Origin of the sequence: Acrocarpospora phusangensis (assembly GCF_016862995.1) — a bacterium.
GTDB lineage: Bacteria > Actinomycetota > Actinomycetes > Streptosporangiales > Streptosporangiaceae > Acrocarpospora > Acrocarpospora phusangensis.
In genome coordinates, this window is sequence record NZ_BOOA01000022.1 from 36,009 (window position 1) to 52,732 (window position 16,724).

Consider the following 16,724-nt stretch of genomic DNA (forward strand, 5'->3'; position numbering starts at 1 on the left):
CGTCGTGAGGCTGCTTCGAGTCGGAGACCGAGGCGGGGAGAAACCCGCCGTGCTGGCGGACGATGGACGCCTGCTCGACCTGGGAGATCTTCTCGGTGGAGGAGACTTCGACAGCGCCTTCTTCGCCTCCGACGGGATCAGTCGAATCCGGACGGCAGTGGCCGAAGGTGGCCTTCCGGTGCTCGACGAGACCGGTCTGCGGATCGGGGCGCCGATCGCCCGGCCGGGAAAGGTCGTGTGTATCGGCCTCAACTATCAGGACCACGCCGAGGAGTCCGGCGCCGACACGCCCGCCGAGCCTGTGGTCTTCATGAAGGCCAGCAATACAGTCGTCGGACCTTTTGACGAGGTCCTTATTCCCCGCAACAGCACCAAGACCGACTGGGAAGTCGAGCTGGCCGTCGTCATCGGCAGGACCGCGCGCTATTTGGAATCGCACGAGGCCGCGCTCGACTGCGTCGCCGGCTACGCGATCTCCAACGACGTCTCCGAGCGCGAGTTCCAGCTGGAACGCGGCGGCCAGTGGGACAAGGGCAAGTCCTGCGAGACCTTCAACCCGCTCGGGCCCTGGCTGGTGACCGCCGACGAGGTCGCCGACCCGCAGCGGCTCGGCCTGCGCCTGTGGGTCAACGGCGAGTCCCGGCAGGACGGCGACACCAAGAACATGATCTTCGACGTGGCCGAGATCGTGCGCTACCTGAGCTGGTTCATGGTGCTCGAACCCGGCGATCTGATCAACACGGGCACCCCGGCGGGCGTCGCGCTCGGCGGGCGCCCCTATCTGCGTGAGGGCGATGTCATGGAGCTGGAGATCGACGGCCTCGGCCGGCAGCGGCAGACGGTGGGTCAGGCGTGATCCAGCCCGCACCGCTCCTGCCGTCCACCCTGACCATCCAGACCTTCGAAACCCACGACATCCGCTTCCCCACCTCGCTGGAGCTCGACGGCTCCGACGCGATGAACCCCGACCCCGACTACTCCGCCGCGTACGTGATCCTCGGCGACGGCGAACACGAGGGCCACGGGTTCGCCTTCACCATCGGGCGCGGCAACGACATCCAGACCGCCGCGATCCGGGCGCTCGAGCCGTACGTGCTGGGCCGGGACGTGAGCGACCTCGGCGCGATCTACCGCGAGATGGCGCACGACTCCCAGCTGCGCTGGCTCGGCCCGGAGAAGGGCGTCATGCACATGGCGATCTCCGCGGTCGTCAACGCGCTCTGGGACCTGCGCGCCAAGCGCGAGGGCAAGCCCGTCTGGCGGCTGCTGGCCGAGATGACGCCCGAGGAGATCGTCGACCTCGTCGACTTCCGCTACCTCACCGACGAGCTCACCCCGGAGGAGGCGCTGGAGATCCTGCGCCGGGCCGAACCCGGACGCGAGGAGCGCATCGCCTACCTGCTCGAGCACGGGTACCCCGCCTACACGACGTCGCCCGGCTGGCTCGGGTACGACGACGAGAAGCTGCGGCGGCTCTGCCGGCAGGCCATCCAGGACGGGTTCTCCCAGATCAAGCTGAAGGTCGGGGCCGACCTCGACGACGACATCCGGCGTATGCGCATCGCCAGGGAGGTCTGCGGCGACGGGTTCCCGATCGCCATCGACGCCAACCAGCGGTGGGACACCGGGACGGCCGTGAAGTGGGTGGACGCGCTCGCGCCGTACCAGCCGTGGTGGGTGGAGGAGCCGACCAGCCCCGACGACGTGCTCGGGCACGCCACCATCGCGCGGGCCATCGCCCCCATCCCCGTCGCCACCGGCGAGCACGTGCAGAACCGCGTGGTCTTCAAGCAGCTGCTCCAGGCGCGCGCCATCTCCTACCTGCAGCTGGACGCGGCCCGCGTGGCCGGCGTGAACGAGAACATCGCGATCCTGCTGCTGGCCGCCAAGTTCGGCATCCCCGTCTGCCCGCACGCCGGCGGCGTCGGCCTGTGCGAGCTGGTGCAGCACCTGTCGTTCTTCGACTTCGTCGCGGTCAGCGGGACCATGCAGGGACGCGTCATCGAATACGTCGACCACCTGCACGAGCACTTCGCCGACCCGGTCGTCATCGAGAGGGGCGCCTACCGCGCGCCCACCACGCCCGGCTTCAGCGCCACGATGCATCCGGAGTCGATCGCGGCCTACTCCTACCCCGACGGGCCGGTCTGGAGGACCTCATGAGTGAGTTCGACGGCCTGAAAGCCCTGGTCACCGGCGGCGGCTCCGGTATCGGCCTGGCCACCGCGACGGTCCTGGCCGCCCGCGGCGCCCAGGTCGCCTGCCTGGACGTCAACCCGCCCGGCGAGCCGTTCTTCGGCGTCAAGGCCGACGTCACCGACGATCTCTCGGTCCGTACGGCTGTCGCCGCGGCCGCCGAGCATCTCGGCGGCCTGGACATCGTTGTCAACAACGCCGGGATCGGGGCGGCGGGCACGGTGGCCGACAACTCCGACGAGGAGTGGCTGCGGGTTCTGGACGTCAACGTGGTCGGCATGGTCCGGGTGGCCCGGGCCGCGCTGCCCTACCTGCGCGAGTCCTCGCACGCGGCGATCGTCAACACCTGCTCGATCGCGGCCACCGCCGGACTGCCCCAGCGCGCGCTCTACAGCGCCACCAAGGGCGCCGTGCAGTCGCTCACCCTGGCGATGGCCGCCGACCACGTCCACGAGGGCATCCGCGTGAACTGCGTCAACCCAGGCACGGCGGACACACCCTGGGTCGGCCGCCTCCTCGGCGCCGCCGACGACCCCGACGCCGAACGCGCCGCCCTCAACGCCCGCCAGCCCATGGGCCGCCTGGTCAGCGCCGACGAGGTCGCCCACGCGATCGCCTACCTGGCCAGCCCCCTGTCCTCCTCGACCACAGGCACGGCCCTCGCCGTAGACGGCGGCATGCAGGGCCTCCGCCTACGACCTAAAGCCTGAAGCTCCGACAGAACGGACCGACCTCGTTACGGGTCCGGCGAACCGGACTGACCTCGTTACGGGTCCGGCGAACCGGACCGACCTCGTTACGGGTCTGGCGAACCGGACCGACCAACCGCACCCGGCGCCGGTGCGGCGACCGAACGGCGAGCCGAGCTTTCGTGCCGGGTGAGGGGATGGGACAGATGCTTCTAACCTCGGAGCGGGATGGGCTGGCTGCATTGGTGCCGGTGCGGGATGGGCCGACTGCATTTGGCGCCGGTGCGGCGAGTAGCGTCACCTGCGTTAACGGCGCCGGATAACGGCGACGACCTGGCGACAGATCCATTCGGACCTCGGCTTTACGACTAGCTTTTGTTGCGATGGAAGGGGTGAAAGGTGCAGCGGATCGCGTTGCGGACCCGGCTCAGGGCCGGATGCGAGGAGATCTACGACCGGGAGCATGCGAGCATCCCCGCCGAGCTCGAAGCCGAGATGCGCGCGTTCGGCGTGCACTGCTGGCGGATCTGGCGGGACGGCCGTGATCTTTTCCATTACGTCGAGGTGGACGATTACGCCATACTCCAGGCGAAGCTCCGCGACAGCACGGTCAATCAGGCATGGCAGGCCCAGATGAACCGGCTCCTGGACGGCGACTTCAACCCCGACGGCGGCGGCCTCCGCAAAGTCTGGGAGATGTCGTGACCGCCGAGGACGTCCGCGGACCTGACCACCGACGGATAGGGATTGACGTGACGCGCTTAGGGTACGGATGCGCTCCGCTGGGCAACTTGTTCACCGCGCTGACCGACGAGGACGCGAGCGCGGCCGTGGCCGCGGCCTGGGAAAACGGAATCCGCCTCTTCGACACCGCCCCCCACTACGGCCTGGGTCTGTCCGAACGCCGCATCGGCGAGGCGCTCCGCCACCGCCCCCGGGCGGAGTTCACCCTGTCCACCAAGGTGGGCCGCCTGCTCGTGCCCTCCGACGGCGGCGGCCGAGACGACCAGGGCTTCGACGTCCCCGCGACGCACACCCGCGTCTGGGACTTCTCCCGCGACGGCGTACGGCGCTCCCTGACCGAGTCGCTCGCCCGCCTCGGCCTGGACTCCATCGACGTCGCATTGATCCACGACCCCGACCATCACTGGAAGGAAGCCGTCGCGGAGGCGTTCCCGGCGCTGGCCGAACTCCGCGCCGAGGGCGTGATCAAGTCGATCGGCGTCGGCATGAACCAGTGGCCGATGCTGGCCGACTTCGTCCGGGAAACCGACGTGGACACGATCATGCTGGCTGGGCGGTACACGCTGCTCGACCAGTCGGCGGCGGCCGAGTTGCTGCCGCTCTGCGCGGAGCGTGGCGTCTCCGTGGTGGCCGCGGGCGTGTTCAACAGCGGCATCCTGGCCACGCACGACCCGAAGGGCACCTACAACTACGTTCCCGCGCCGCCCGAGTTGCTCGATCGGGCGCGGCGGATGGCGTCCATCTGCGAGGCGCACGGCGTGACGCTGCCGCAGGCGGCGCTGGCGTTCCCGTTGCGGCATCCGGCGGTCTCCTCGATCGTCGTCGGCATGCGGTCGGCGGAAGAGGTACGGCAGAACACGGCCCTGATGGCTTCGCCCATTCCTGAGGCGCTCTGGGACGACTTGGCGGTAGTTGAGCATGATTGACAGTCATCACCATCTCTGGGATCCGGCTCGCCGGACGTACGGCTGGATGGCGGGGGAGGCGCTGGCGCCGTTGCGCCGGCCGTACGGGGTGGATGATCTTCGGCGGGAGACGTCGCAGGCGGGGATCACGGGGACCGTCCTGGTCCAGACGGTCGGCGACATCACCGAGACCGAGGAGTTCCTGGCTCTCGCCGCTGACTCCGGTGGTCTCATCCGTGGTGTCGTGGGCTGGGTGGATCTGACCGCCCCAGATGTGTCCGAGCAGCTTGCCCGCCTTCGTACGCTGCCTGGTGGGGATCTGCTGGTCGGTATCCGCCACCAGGTTCAGGACGAGGCCGATCCGGAGTGGCTTGCCCGCCCCGACGTACGCCGTGGACTGCTCGCGGTGGCTGCCGCCGGTCTCGTCTACGACCTCCTCATCCTGGTGCCCCAGCTTCCGGTCGCCCGCGAGGTCGTCGCAAGCCTGCCCGACCTCCGCTTCGTCCTCGACCATGCCGCCAAACCTCCCATCGCGAGCGGCGAACTGACGCCCTGGTCGGAGTCCGTCGCCGCCCTGGCCGAACTCCCGAACGTCTCCTGCAAGCTCTCCGGCCTGGTCACCGAAGCCTCCTGGACCGACTGGAAACCCACCGACCTGGCCCCCTACGCGGACCACGTCCTCAACTCCTTCGGCGCCTCCCGCGTGATGTTCGGCTCCGACTGGCCGGTCTGCGAACTCGCCGCCACCTATTCCCAGGTCACCGCGCTGGCCAAATCCCTCACCCCCACCGACCACACCCAAATCTTCAATTCCACCGCCGAATCCGTGTACGCCCTGCCGCCCATATAACCACCGCTGCGAGCACCCACATCACCTCCTGTGGATAACCGCGTTCCCATGCCTGCGCATGGCGCATTGCGAGGGCTGATATATCGGACTGTGGCCGGGCTGACCATCGTGGTTTGGGACCCCCTTGTGGACAGCTCTTTAGTCGCCCAACCTTGTGACGGCCTCGTGAGCTGGCGTTCCCGTCATCATCAGATGATTGCCCGAATTCCCCTCCCGGGTGTTTATCCACAGAACCTCGCTCGGCCGCATTCGAGCCCCACGCTCCGCTCCACCCTTGGCCTCGATTTCCATTCGAGCCCAGGAGGAGCCCGTGCTACCAGCCCTTCTCGCCACACTCGCCGGCATCACCTTCACGGCCCCGGCGCCGGCCGACACCCATCGCGGCTCATGCGCATCCGACCGTCCCTACCCGGACCGTTCGTGGATCGCACCAGCCCTGTTCACGAACGAACAGGCCCAGCCCGACGACTGGCTCTACACGTGGGAAGAACAGTGGGACGCCTGGACAGAACAACAGGCATATTGGTGGAATACCCTCACCACCCGATTTCTCCACCACGCCAACCCCCAAGATATCCCACCCCCATCCTCCGTATTCGGCAACAAACGCTCATGCTCCAAACCCACAAATATCCGAGAGTCCCCGAACGACTGGGAACCTGTGGAAAACGCAAACCCTGCGGAATTCTCTGAATTCCCGTATGGCCCCGGGCCCGCGACGAACCCGGAGCTCACGGAATGGTCAGGTCGCGCGAAATGGCCAGAACTCGGGCGAAGCCCGGAACCCATGCAGCGCCCAGGGCTCACGAACCGTCCAAGAATCGGGCGAGGCCCGGAACCAGCGCGGTGGCCAGGGTTCGCAAATCGGCCAAGGGTCGGGCGAGGCCCGGAACCAGCGCGGTGGCCAGGGTTCGCAAATCGGCCAAGGGTCGGGCGGGGTCCGGAACCGGCGTTGTGGCCAGGACTGGCGAACTGGCCAGGGCTCGGCAAAGCTCTGAAACCCGGGAAGCGGCCAGGGCTGGGGGAGGGTTCGAAGCCGGTCGAGCGGTCAGGGCGTGGGAAGGTTCCGAAGCCTGTGCCGAGGACGGAAGCCGCACCCAAGGCGGAATCCATCGGCAGACGCGAGCCGGAAGCCGGCAACCCTGGGGAGATAGCCGTCGCGGCGGCGAAGAGCTGGTTGGGTACGCCCTACACCTGGGGTGGCGGCAACGGCAAAGGACCGAGCCGGGGCGTCGGCAGGGGAGCCGGTCGAATCGGCTTCGACTGCTCCGGGCTGATGATGGCCGCCTGGGCCAAGGCCGGAGTGAACCTGGCTCACTACACCGGCACCCAGATCCGCCAGGGCCGCCCCGTCGCGATCAAGGACCTACGCCCGGGCGACCTCATGTTCTTCGGCGGCACCCGAGCACACCCCGCCCACGTCGGCATGTACATCGGCGCAGGCACCATGATCCACGCCCCCAAGACCGGCGACGTCGTCCGCAAAGTCAACGTCCTCAACTCAAAGCACTACATGTCCATCTTCCGAGGCGCGACCCGCCCCTCATCCACGAACTAACAGAACGACCCAAGACGCCGGCTTCTCACCGCTATTTGGCACCGTTTGCGCCGGTGACGTTGCCTGCCATGCGCACAGGTGACATTGCTCGCGACCCGCGAAGGTGACGTTGGTCGCTACCTGAGTGGGGTGATGTTGCTTGCCACGCGCACAGGTGCCATAAGCGTGACGGGGGCCACGCGCGCGCAAGCGGCTTAGGTGTGCATGCTCGCTACCCGCGCAGGTGGTGTTGTTCGCTACCTGCGCGGGTGATGTTGCTTGCCACGCGCACAGGTGCCATAAGCGTGACGGGGGCCACGCGCGCGCAAGCGGCTTAGGTGTGCATGCTCGCTACCCGCGCAGGTGATGTTGTTCGCTACCTGCGCGGGTGACGTTGCCTGCCACACCGAGGCCCAGAGCAGCCTGTCAGGAGCTTGATCCGAAAACGGGTCTCATTTGGCGGGTTCGATCCAGCCGGCTGCGCCGACGCAGGCTTCGTTGCCCTCGGGGTCGGCCAGCACCCAGTGGGATGGCGCGTACGTGTCGGACACCAGGCGGCCACCGGCGGCGATCGCCGCCGCAATCCGGGCCTCGGCTTGGTCGTACGGCACCCAGACGTCGACGTGGACCCGGTTGCGCTGCGGGCGCGGAGCGTCCATCTGCTGGAAGTAGAACGGCGCGCCACGGCGTTGCGGGTCGATCAGGTCTTCGGGGCTGTTCGCGCGGTCCTCGTAGCCGAGCAGGGCACGCCAGAACGGCACCACGTCCGCCCCGGCAAGGGCGTCGATGGTGACCTGGACGGTCTGCACGGCGGACGGGTCGGCGGGGATGCCCAGCCTGCGGGCCAATTCCGATATCTCCCGCGCCATGTCGGCGTCGCGCCCGCTCAACCCGTAGAAGTCCGCGATAGTGATCAGCCGCACGGTCACGCCGTCATCGCGCAGATCAACATCGGGACGACCGCTCCCCACCCCGGGCAACTCGCTGATCGCCTGCACGAACTTCGCCCCAGCCGCGAACGACCCGGTACGGAAGTACGCGCACGCCCCCTCACCCAGTACCCGCCAGTCCTCCAACCCACCGATCTCATGGAACTGCTGCGGCCTGATTCGTGCGTTCTTGTCCCTGGAATCCGTCATCCGGTCAGCGTAGTCAGACCCGGCAGGCTCCGTCTCACCATCCCAGGACCCTGGCGAGTGCCGCACCGGCCCTGCTGTTCCCGTAGGCACATTTTACTTGCTTCGCGAAGCAAGTACTTGTAGGTTCCTTGACGCAGCAAGGACCCACCTCGTGATCGGCGTATTTACGCCAATCGACAGAACACGGACCAGGAGGAACTTCATGGGATCGCTTGACGGCAAGGTTGTGCTGATCACCGGTACCGCGGGCGGTCAGGGCCGCGTCGCGTCGCAGGTCTTCGCGCGAGAAGGCGCGAAGGTCGTCGGGTGCGACATCCAGGTCGAAGCCAACAAGGAGACGGTCGAACTCGTCCGTAGCGCCGGCGGCGAGATGACGGGCATCGCACCGATCGACCTCACCGACCCGGAACAGGCACGCCAGGTCGTCGATGAAGCCGCAGCGGCCTACGACGGACTCGACGTGATCTACAACAACGCCGCTCTGCCCCGCTTCGGCCCGATGCCCGATTTCTCGATCGAGGACTGGCGGGCGACCATCACCGGCGAACTCGACATGCCCTTCTTCGTATCGAAGTACGCGTGGCCACACCTGGTCCGGCGCGGTGGCGGCGTCATCATCAACGTCGCCTCCATGGCCGGCATGATCGCCGGTGAGGTCCCCCCGATGATCGCGCACAGCGCGGCGAACGCCGGCATCATCGGCATGACCCGCCAACTCGCACTCGAAGGCGCGCGCCACGGGATCCGCGCGGTGACGATCAGCCCAGGGCCCGTCCTGACCCCCGCCAGCGACCGCGACCTCGGCGACAACCAGGCGGCCAGGGACGCGATCACCAGGAAGACGATCCTCAAGCGCTTCGCCCGCCCCGAGGAGATCGTCGAACTGGCGGCCTTCCTCGCCTCCGACCGGGCGGCCTACATCACCGGCGCCAACTACGCGGTCGACGGCGGCGCGACCGCCTGGTAGCGCCCCGCGGCCCAAGCCAACTCCGTCCGGGCCTAGCGATGTTCACCTAACTGGTGCGTAACCGCCTGATAACACCATCCGCAGTCCAAGCCGTGGTGGTGTTCGCGTAACCGGTGGCGTAACCGCCTGGTGACACCATCCGGCTGCCCAAGCCGTGGTGGTGTTCACGTGACCGGTGGCGTAACCGCCTGGTGACACCATCCGGCTGCCCAAGCCGTGGTGGTGTCGCGTAACCGGTGGCGTAACCGCCTGGTGACACCATCCCGCAGTCCAAGCCCTGGCGGTGTCCGCGTGACCGGTGGCGCAACCGCCTAGTAACACCATCCCGCAGTCCAAGCCCTGGTGGTGTTCGCGTAACTGGTGGTGCGACCCGCCTGGTAACGCCATCCCGTGGCTCCAAGCCAGCTCCGTCCAAGCCCTAGCGTTGTGCGCGTAACTGGTCGAGGTGGTTCCGCAGGGTGGCGGCGAGGTCGCCGGCGGCGGTGATCTGGTCGGGGGAGAGCGCGTCGACGAAGAATTCGCGGATGGCGCGCAGGTGCGGGATGGAGGTCCGGCGGAAGGCGTCGGCGCCCTCGGTCGTGAGGAGGATCTCCGCTCCGCGGTTGTCGGTGGTGCAGTTCTCGCGCCGTACCAGCCCGCGGCGTTCCATGCGGCCGAGGTGGTGGGAGAGGCGGCTGCGCTCCCAGCCGATGGACGCGGCGAGTTCGGACGAGCGCAGCCGGCGTCCCTCGGCCTCGCTGAGGGCGAGCATGACGGCGTAGTCGCCCGGCGACATGGACGACTCGCTCTGGAGGCGCGAGGCGAGTTCGGCGCGCAGCGCTTCGGTGGTCTCGATGAAGTCGCGCCAGACCCGCAGCTCCTCTCTCGTCGGCAACTGGTTCCTGCGCTGCGTCACGGCCGTCTCCTCCCGTCCGAAGTAATTGACATGTCAAGTACATGCGGAACATAATTGACATGTCAATCATTTCTCATCGTGTAGCACGAGGCAACACCTGGGTCAGGAGGAATCGTGACCGTCGGCAGGATCGAACACCCCCGCTTCGAGCTGGGACTCAACTCGTTCGGGGAGGTCGCGACGGACGGCGGACGGGTGCTCGGCGACGCGGAGACCGTACGGCTGATCGTCGAGGAGGCCCGGCTGGCCGAGGCGGCGGGGCTGGACGTGTTCAGCGTGGGCGAGCACTACCGCGAGGGTCACAACGACTCCGCCACCCCGGTGCTGCTCGCCGCGATCGCCACGGCCACCGAACGCATCGGGCTGGGCACGTCGGTGACCGTCCTGAGCACGAACGACCCGGTACGGCTCTACCACGAGTTCTCCACCCTCGACGCGGTGTCCGACGGCCGGGCCAGGATCGTGCTGGGCCGGGCCTCCGCGACCGAGTCGTTCCCCCTGTACGGCTACGACCTCGCCGACTACGAGCGGCTCTTCGAGGAGAAACTCGACCTGTTCGTACGCCTCCAGCGCGAGGAGGAGGTGACCTGGTCGGGAACGGTCAGGACACCCCTGACCCGGCAGCGGCTGCACCCGCGCATGCGCCCGGGCGGCATTCCCACCTGGATCGGCGTGGGCGGCAGCCCCAACTCGGTCATCCGCGCCGCCCGCTACGGCCTGCCGCTCATGATGGCCATCATCGGCGGACGCCCCCAGCGGTTCGCGGGCAACGTCGCGCTGTACCTGAAAGCACTCGAACGCTTCGGCCACCCCGAACTCCCGATCGGCCAGCATTCCCTCGGCCTGGTCGCGGACACCGACGAGGAGGCCGTCGAGACCTGGTGGCGGTACTGGCAGCCCGTCGTCGCGGCGCTCGCGGCCGAACGCGGCTTCTACGCCCCCACCCGCGACCGGTACGAGGCCGAGATCGACCACGGCGCGCTCTACGTCGGCTCACCCGAGACGGTCGCCCGCAAGATCGCCAGCACGGCCCGTGACCTGCACCTGACCCGCTTCGACCTCAAGTACGACGTGATGCGCCTGCCGCGCGACGCCCGGGCCCGCACGATCGAGCTGCTCGGCCGCGAGGTCGCCCCGCGCGTACGCGAACTGCTCGCCGCCGAACCCGTCCAAGCCTGACATCCGACACCGCCCTCAAGAGCACCGCCCTCAAGAGCACCGCCCCCGAGCACACCGCCCCAACGAAGAGTTCCACCGCGACCCGCGACGACTACCTCGTCAAACTGTCGGCTGACATCCGGCACCACCCTAAAGAAGAGACTCCCATGACCGACATCGCCTTCGGGCTGGACACCTTCGGCGACCTGCCGGAGGACGACTCCGGAGCCCCTGTCTCCCACGCCGCCGCGATCCGCCAGGTCCTCGACGAGGCCGTGCTCGCCGACGAGCTCGGCGTGGACGTGATCGCCCTGGGCGAGCACCACCGCCCCGAGTACTCGATCTCCACCCCGGAGACCGTGCTCGCCGGCATCGCCACGCGTACGTCCCGGATCCGCCTCGCCTCCGGCGTGACCGTGCTGAGCTCCGACGACCCGGTGCGGGTGTTCCAGCGCTTCGCGACCGTGGACGCGCTGTCGCACGGCCGGGCCGAGGTGATCCTCGGACGCGGCTCCTTCACGGAGTCGTTCCCGCTGTTCGGCTACGACCTCGCGGACTACGACAAGCTCTTCGAGGAGAAGATCGAGCTGTTCGTCAAGCTGCTCGACGAGCAGCCGGTCACCTGGAGCGGCAGCGTACGCGCCCCTCTTGAGGACGCCGACGTCTTCCCCAAGACCGAGTCGGGCCGCCTCACCACGTGGGTCGGCGTCGGCGGCTCGCCCCAGTCGGTCGTCCGCACGGCGCACTACGACCTGCCGCTCATGCTGGCGATCATCGGGGGCGCCCCCGACCGGTTCGTCCCGTACGTCGACCTCTACCGGCGGGCCGCGGACCAGTTCGGCACGACGGCGCACCCCGTCGGCATGCACTCGCCCGGCCATGTGGCCGACACCGACGAGGAGGCCACGGAGCAGTTCTGGCCGGGCTACAAGCTCATGCGCGACAGGATGGGCGCGCTGCGCGGCTGGCCGCCGCTGCGCCGCGCCGAGTTCGAGGCCGAGATCGCGCACGGCTCGCTCTACATCGGCTCGCCCGAGACGGTCGCCCGCAAGATCGCGGGAGCCGCCCGCCGCCTCGGCGTCGGCCGGTTCGACCTCATCTACGGTGTGGGCCCGCAGGCCGTCGGCGCCCGGTTGAAGGCCGTCGAACTGTACGGCGCCAAGGTCATCCCGATGGTCCGCGACATGCTGGCCGACGACTCCTTCGACGGCCGGTGACGCGCATGGGCCCGCAAAGCACCATCGGCATCCTCGGCGCCGGCAAGGTCGGCACCGTCCTGGCCCGCCTGGCTCTCGCGGCCGGCTACCGCGTGCTCGTCGCGGGCTCCGGCGACCCCGCGCGTATCTCCCTCATCGTCGAGGTCGTCACACCCGGCGCGATCCCCGTGACCGCGGCGGAGGCCGCGTCCCAGGCGGACGTGACCGTGCTGGCCCTCCCGCTCGGCAAGCACCGCACCGTGCCGGCGGAGGCGCTGCGGGGCAAGCTGGTGATCGACGCCATGAACTACTGGTGGGAGGTCGACGGCGTACGCGACGACCTCACCGACCCGCGGACGTCCTCCAGCGAGATCGTCCAGGAGTTCCTGTCCGGGGCCCGGGTCGTCAAGGCGTTCAACCACATGGGCTATCACGATCTTGAGGACGGAGCCCGTCCCGCGGGCTCGCCCGGCCGCCGCGCGATCGCCGTCGCCGGTGACGACCCGGACGACGTGGCGGTGGTCGCCTCGATCGTGGACGCGTTCGGCTTCGACCCGGTGACCGCTGGCCCGCTCGCCGAGGGCGTGCGTATGGAGCCGGGGACGGAGCCGTTCGGCGCGAACGTCGAGGCCGCCGAACTGCGCGCCATGCTCGCCCGCTTCCCCGAGTCGGAGCGCGGCCGCGCGGTGCTCCGGGCGCGCGGAGGCGCCCTTCGGTGAGTGACCGTCGCGGGATCCCGGTGACGCGGTCAGACGGTCCGGCGGGGCCATTTCTTCGACGCTCGCGAGGTGCATGGTGGCGTCAGAGGGCCTGGCGGAGCCACTCCTCGACGCCCGCGATGTGCACGGTGGCCCAGGCCTGGGCCACCTCGGGCTGGCGCGCCGCGATGGCCTCGTAGATGGCGTAGTGCTGGTCGAGGGTCTTGCTCGGAGCGTTCTCCTGGGTGAGGCCGCGCCAGACCCGGGCACGGGTGGTGGGCCCGGAGAGGCTCTCGATGAGGGAGCAGAGGACGGCGTTGCCGGAGCCCTCGGCGATGCGCTGGTGGAACTCCAGGTCGTTGGCGACCAGTTGCTCGATGCTGGGGTTGGCGGGCAGCGCGTCCAGGATCTTGCGGAGTTCCGCGATGTCGGCGTCGGACATCGTGGTGGCGGCCATGGCCGTGGCGGCGGGTTCGAGGATGCGGCGGACCTGGAAGAACTGCAGGACGGTGTCGTCGCGGTGGAAGTCCACGACGAAGGAGAGCGCGTCCAGCAGGAGCCGGGGTTCCAGGCTGGTGACGTAGGTGCCGTCGCCCTGCCGTACGTCGAGGACGTTGATGAGGGCGAGGGCGCGGACGGCCTCGCGGAGGGAGTTGCGGGACAGGCCCAGCCGCTCGGCCAGGTCGGCCTCCTTGGGGAGCCGGTCTCCGGGAGCCAGCTCACCCGTGATGATCATGTCCTTGATTCTGTCGATCGCCGCGTCGGTAACCGCCACGCTACGCACCCCACCCTTAGACATCCGATGTCTAGGAGTGTATGACGAACCGGACCGGCTCATCCGCCGTGCGACGGATCAGTTCGCTAACTTCCAGGGCGCGCAGGTGCGCGGCGGCCTCACCGGCGGCCATGCCGCGCAGCATCGGGGCCAGCTGGTCCCAGGGCCGGTTCCAGGTCATCAGGGAGGCGATCTCCCAGATGGTGCGGGGTCCGGGGCTCTCGGCCATGAGCGCGCGCAGGTCGCGCAGCTTCTCCTGGTGGTGCGCGTGGATCTCCGCGGCACGGGCGGCGACGTCGGCGAATCGGATTTCGTGGGCGGGCAGCGCCTCGATCGCGCCGAGTTCCATCACCCGCCGCAGCGACGCCATGAAATCGCCGAGCGGATCGATGTCGTCCCGGTCGTACGGATAGATGCCGATGTGTGGAGTGATGTCGGGCAGCACGTGGTCGCCGGTGAACAGCCGGTCGGCGTCCTCCAGGTGCAGGCAGATGTGCCCGGGAGAGTGCCCGGGGGTCCAGATCGTGCGCAGCCGCCGGCCGGGCAGGTCGATCAGGTCGCCGTCGGTGAGGGCCAGATCGGGGAGCGCGGGCGGCTCCGGGCGGAAGGTGACGGCGGCGTCCACCTCGTGGCTGCCGGCCCCGGCGCGGCGCAGCTGGTCGGCCTGGAAGTCCCGGTGGGTGCCGTCGCCGACCACGTCGCGGAAGAGCTTCACGAGCGCGATGTCGGCTTCGTGCATGGCGATCCAGGCGCCGGAGTTCTCCCGTACCTGGCCGGCGAGACCGGAGTGGTCCGGGTGGTAGTGCGTCACCACCACGCCGCGTACGTCGGCCACGTCGATGCCCACACCGGCGAGCCCGTCCCGCAGGGCCTGCCAGGCGTCCGGATGGTTCCAGCCCGCGTCGACGAGCACCGGCCCGCCGGGCGACTCGATCGCGTAGACCAAGGTGTATCCCAGCGGATTCCCGGGAATCGGCACGGGCACGCTCCACACGCCCCCGCCGATGTCCGCGGCCCGCTGGTCGCTGTAGGCCCGCCGCCGCGACTTGGCGCGGTCTCCTGCCACGTGTGCCCCCGAATCTCCGGCCCTCAAGGGGGCCAAGCCTAATGAGCGTTTCGCCGGATCGCTGATGATTAAAGGCGTTCCAGGATGGTCGCCGTGGACAGGGCGCCGCCCGCGCACATGGTGATCAGCGCGGTGCTGGCGTCGGAGCGTTCGAGCTCGTGCAGGGCCGTGGTGACGAGCCGGGCGCCGGTCGCGCCGACGGGGTGGCCCAGGGCGATGGCGCCACCGTTGGGGTTGACCCGGGCCAGATCCGGGCGGTGCACGGCCGCCCAGGACAGCACGACCGAGGCGAACGCCTCGTTGATCTCGATGAGATCCAGATCCGGTACGGCCATGCCGGTCTGGGCCAGCACCTTGGCAGTCGCGTCCACGGGACCGTCCAGGTGGTAGTACGGCTCGGAGCCGACCAGCGCCTGGGAGAGGATGCGCGCCCGGGGCCGCAGCGACTGCCGCGCGGCCGCCTCCTCGCTCATCAGCAGCACGGCGGCGGCGCCGTCGGAGATCTGGGAAGAGGTGCCCGCGGTGTGCAGGGCGTCCTCACCCAGCACGGGCTTGAGGCGGGCCAGCCCGTCGACGGTCGTCTCGCGCAGGCCCTGGTCCCGGGTGACCACGCCGTCGGCGGTGGTGATCGGCAGGATCTCGCGTTCGAACCGCCCGTCGGCCCAGGCCTTGGCGGCCAGCTGCTGGGAGCGCGCGCCGAAGGCGTCCAGGCGGTCGCGGGTGATGCCGCGGCGCCGGGCGATGCGTTCCGCGGCGGTGAACTGGTCCGGCAGGTCGATCCGCCAGTCGTCGGGGCGGGGGTTGGCGGGCAGCACGTTGCTGCCGAGCGGCTGCCGGCTCATCACCTCGACGCCGCAGGCGACGCCGACGTCGATCACTCCGGCCTGGATGAGGGCGGCGACCAGGTGCACGGCCTGCTGCGACGACCCGCACTGCGCGTCGACGGTCGTCACCCCCGTCTGGTACGGCAAGCCCGCGTACAGCCACGCGTGCCTGCCGAGATGCCCGCCCTGTTCGCCCGCCTGGGTCACGCAGCCGGCGAACACCTGCCCGACCGACAGCGGATCGACCCCGGACTTCTCGATCAGCCCGTTGAGCGTCGCCCCGAGCAGCGCCTGCGGCTTCACCCCCGCCAGCCAGCCGTTCCTCTTGCCGATCGGTGTCCGGACCGCGTCGACGATCACCGGCGTGCCCATACAGACCTCCAGAACATCGCTCCGGAAGGAATGTAACGCGTTCTACTTTGGACCGGAAGTCTAGAAGTCCGCCAGCAGCCGGTTCGCCGCGATCTCGATCCGCCGCTGGACCTGCTCGTACGTCCTGCGCCCGCGCAGCATCTCCAGCAGCTCGTGCACCCAGACGCTGGACAGCGACCCCGCGAGCGCGAACTGCTCCTCGGTGGCGGCCTCGGGGGTCAGCCCGTCGGCGGCCACGCGAAGCAGCAGCCCGGCCATGCGGTCGCCGAAGGGCGTGTCCACCTCGGCCATGATCAGCGACCGGATGAGCGCGTCGGCCAGTTCGGGCTCGCGCATCAGGCCCCGGGTGGCCCGCATCAGCACGTCGCCCGCCCGCCCGGCGGGCGTGGCCGCCTGCGGGGGCCGCCGGTCGATGCTGGACTCCAGCAGATCGATCTCCTCGCCGACGACGGCGACCACGAGATCCATCTTGGACGGGAAGTAGCGGTACAGCGTGCCGAGCGCGACGCCCGCGCGTTCGGCGACCGTGCGCATCTGCATCGCCTCGACCCCGCCGCGGGACGCCAGGGCCGCGGCGGCCTGCACGATGCGCTTGCGCCGCTGGTGCTGGCTGCGGGTGCGCACGCCGGGAGCGGAGGCCTGATTGGGCACGAGATCAACGTCCGGCAGTTCCGTGGCCACCCGCGATGAGCGCATGAGAACACGTTATCTGA

17 protein-coding genes are annotated in these 16,724 nt (G+C 69.2%); 11 read left to right on the forward strand and 6 right to left on the reverse strand.

What is annotated here, in order from left to right; genetic code table 11:
• Positions 1–4 precede the first annotated feature (4 nt).
• The 7 genes from Aph01nite_RS15360 to Aph01nite_RS15390 all read left to right on the forward strand — a co-directional run bounded on the left by Aph01nite_RS15360 (position 5) and on the right by Aph01nite_RS15390 (position 6,942).
• Positions 5–856 carry a fumarylacetoacetate hydrolase family protein gene (locus tag Aph01nite_RS15360; RefSeq protein WP_204041547.1) on the forward strand — a complete coding sequence of 284 codons (852 nt, stop codon included), beginning with the start codon at positions 5–7 and terminating at the stop codon, positions 854–856.
• Positions 853–2,163: an L-fuconate dehydratase gene (locus Aph01nite_RS15365; protein WP_239161717.1), complete on the forward strand. Its 1,311-nt coding sequence runs from the start codon at positions 853–855 to the stop codon at positions 2,161–2,163. The genes Aph01nite_RS15360 and Aph01nite_RS15365 overlap by 4 nt, the downstream gene beginning before the upstream one ends.
• Positions 2,160–2,906 carry an SDR family NAD(P)-dependent oxidoreductase gene (locus tag Aph01nite_RS15370; RefSeq protein ID WP_204041548.1) on the forward strand — a complete coding sequence of 249 codons (747 nt, stop codon included), beginning with the start codon at positions 2,160–2,162 and terminating at the stop codon, positions 2,904–2,906. Before Aph01nite_RS15365 ends, Aph01nite_RS15370 begins: the two co-directional genes overlap by 4 nt.
• Positions 2,907–3,284: 378 nt before the next feature.
• Positions 3,285–3,590, forward strand: coding sequence for an L-rhamnose mutarotase (locus Aph01nite_RS15375; RefSeq protein WP_204041549.1), 306 nt, complete (start codon positions 3,285–3,287; stop codon positions 3,588–3,590).
• Positions 3,591–3,637: 47 nt separating this feature from the next.
• Positions 3,638–4,555: an aldo/keto reductase gene (locus Aph01nite_RS15380; protein WP_239161718.1), complete on the forward strand. Its 918-nt coding sequence runs from the start codon at positions 3,638–3,640 to the stop codon at positions 4,553–4,555.
• Positions 4,548–5,384, forward strand: a complete 837-nt coding sequence (locus Aph01nite_RS15385) for an amidohydrolase family protein (protein ID WP_204041551.1) — start codon at positions 4,548–4,550, stop codon at positions 5,382–5,384. Before Aph01nite_RS15380 ends, Aph01nite_RS15385 begins: the two co-directional genes overlap by 8 nt.
• A gap of 1,075 nt (positions 5,385–6,459) precedes the next feature.
• The gene (locus tag Aph01nite_RS15390; RefSeq protein WP_204041552.1) at positions 6,460–6,942 is read left to right on the forward strand and encodes a C40 family peptidase; all 483 of its coding nucleotides are present in this window, start codon (positions 6,460–6,462) and stop codon (positions 6,940–6,942) included.
• Positions 6,943–7,373: 431 nt separating this feature from the next.
• On the opposite strand, the gene Aph01nite_RS15395 is transcribed toward Aph01nite_RS15390, so the two are convergent.
• Positions 7,374–8,060: a 4a-hydroxytetrahydrobiopterin dehydratase gene (locus Aph01nite_RS15395; protein WP_204041553.1), complete on the reverse strand. Its 687-nt coding sequence runs from the start codon at positions 8,058–8,060 to the stop codon at positions 7,374–7,376.
• A 202-nt stretch (positions 8,061–8,262) separates the two neighbouring features.
• Here Aph01nite_RS15395 and Aph01nite_RS15400 point away from each other — a divergent pair, with 202 nt between their 5' ends.
• A complete protein-coding gene (locus Aph01nite_RS15400) occupies positions 8,263–9,027 on the forward strand; it encodes an SDR family NAD(P)-dependent oxidoreductase (protein ID WP_204041554.1) in 765 nt (254 codons plus the stop codon).
• 418 nt (positions 9,028–9,445) lie between these two features.
• Here the strand turns inward: Aph01nite_RS15400 and Aph01nite_RS15405 are convergent, their stop codons facing one another.
• Complete coding sequence (locus Aph01nite_RS15405) at positions 9,446–9,922, reverse strand: MarR family winged helix-turn-helix transcriptional regulator (protein ID WP_204041555.1); 477 nt, start codon at positions 9,920–9,922, stop codon at positions 9,446–9,448.
• A 114-nt stretch (positions 9,923–10,036) separates the two neighbouring features.
• On the opposite strand from Aph01nite_RS15405, the gene Aph01nite_RS15410 reads away from it, so the two are divergent.
• The 3 genes from Aph01nite_RS15410 (at position 10,037) to Aph01nite_RS15420 (ending at position 12,995) form a co-directional block, all read left to right on the forward strand.
• The gene (locus tag Aph01nite_RS15410; protein ID WP_204041556.1) at positions 10,037–11,101 is read left to right on the forward strand and encodes an LLM class flavin-dependent oxidoreductase; all 1,065 of its coding nucleotides are present in this window, start codon (positions 10,037–10,039) and stop codon (positions 11,099–11,101) included.
• A gap of 146 nt (positions 11,102–11,247) precedes the next feature.
• On the forward strand, positions 11,248–12,297 hold the full coding sequence (locus Aph01nite_RS15415; protein ID WP_204041557.1) for an LLM class flavin-dependent oxidoreductase: 1,050 nt from the start codon (positions 11,248–11,250) through the stop codon (positions 12,295–12,297).
• Positions 12,298–12,302: 5 nt separating this feature from the next.
• A complete protein-coding gene (locus Aph01nite_RS15420) occupies positions 12,303–12,995 on the forward strand; it encodes an NADPH-dependent F420 reductase (protein WP_204041558.1) in 693 nt (230 codons plus the stop codon).
• An 82-nt stretch (positions 12,996–13,077) separates the two neighbouring features.
• On the opposite strand, the gene Aph01nite_RS15425 is transcribed toward Aph01nite_RS15420, so the two are convergent.
• From Aph01nite_RS15425 to Aph01nite_RS15440, 4 genes are all read right to left on the reverse strand, one after another.
• The gene (locus Aph01nite_RS15425) at positions 13,078–13,749 is read right to left on the reverse strand and encodes a FadR/GntR family transcriptional regulator (RefSeq protein ID WP_204041559.1); all 672 of its coding nucleotides are present in this window, start codon (positions 13,747–13,749) and stop codon (positions 13,078–13,080) included.
• 31 nt (positions 13,750–13,780) lie between these two features.
• Positions 13,781–14,815 (reverse strand): MBL fold metallo-hydrolase, encoded by a 1,035-nt coding sequence (locus tag Aph01nite_RS15430; RefSeq protein ID WP_204041560.1) that lies wholly within the window; start codon positions 14,813–14,815, stop codon positions 13,781–13,783.
• A gap of 68 nt (positions 14,816–14,883) precedes the next feature.
• Positions 14,884–16,011 carry a steroid 3-ketoacyl-CoA thiolase gene (locus Aph01nite_RS15435; protein ID WP_204041561.1) on the reverse strand — a complete coding sequence of 376 codons (1,128 nt, stop codon included), beginning with the start codon at positions 16,009–16,011 and terminating at the stop codon, positions 14,884–14,886.
• Between the two features lie 60 nt (positions 16,012–16,071).
• Positions 16,072–16,707 (reverse strand): TetR family transcriptional regulator, encoded by a 636-nt coding sequence (locus Aph01nite_RS15440; RefSeq protein ID WP_204041562.1) that lies wholly within the window; start codon positions 16,705–16,707, stop codon positions 16,072–16,074.
• Positions 16,708–16,724 lie beyond the last annotated feature (17 nt).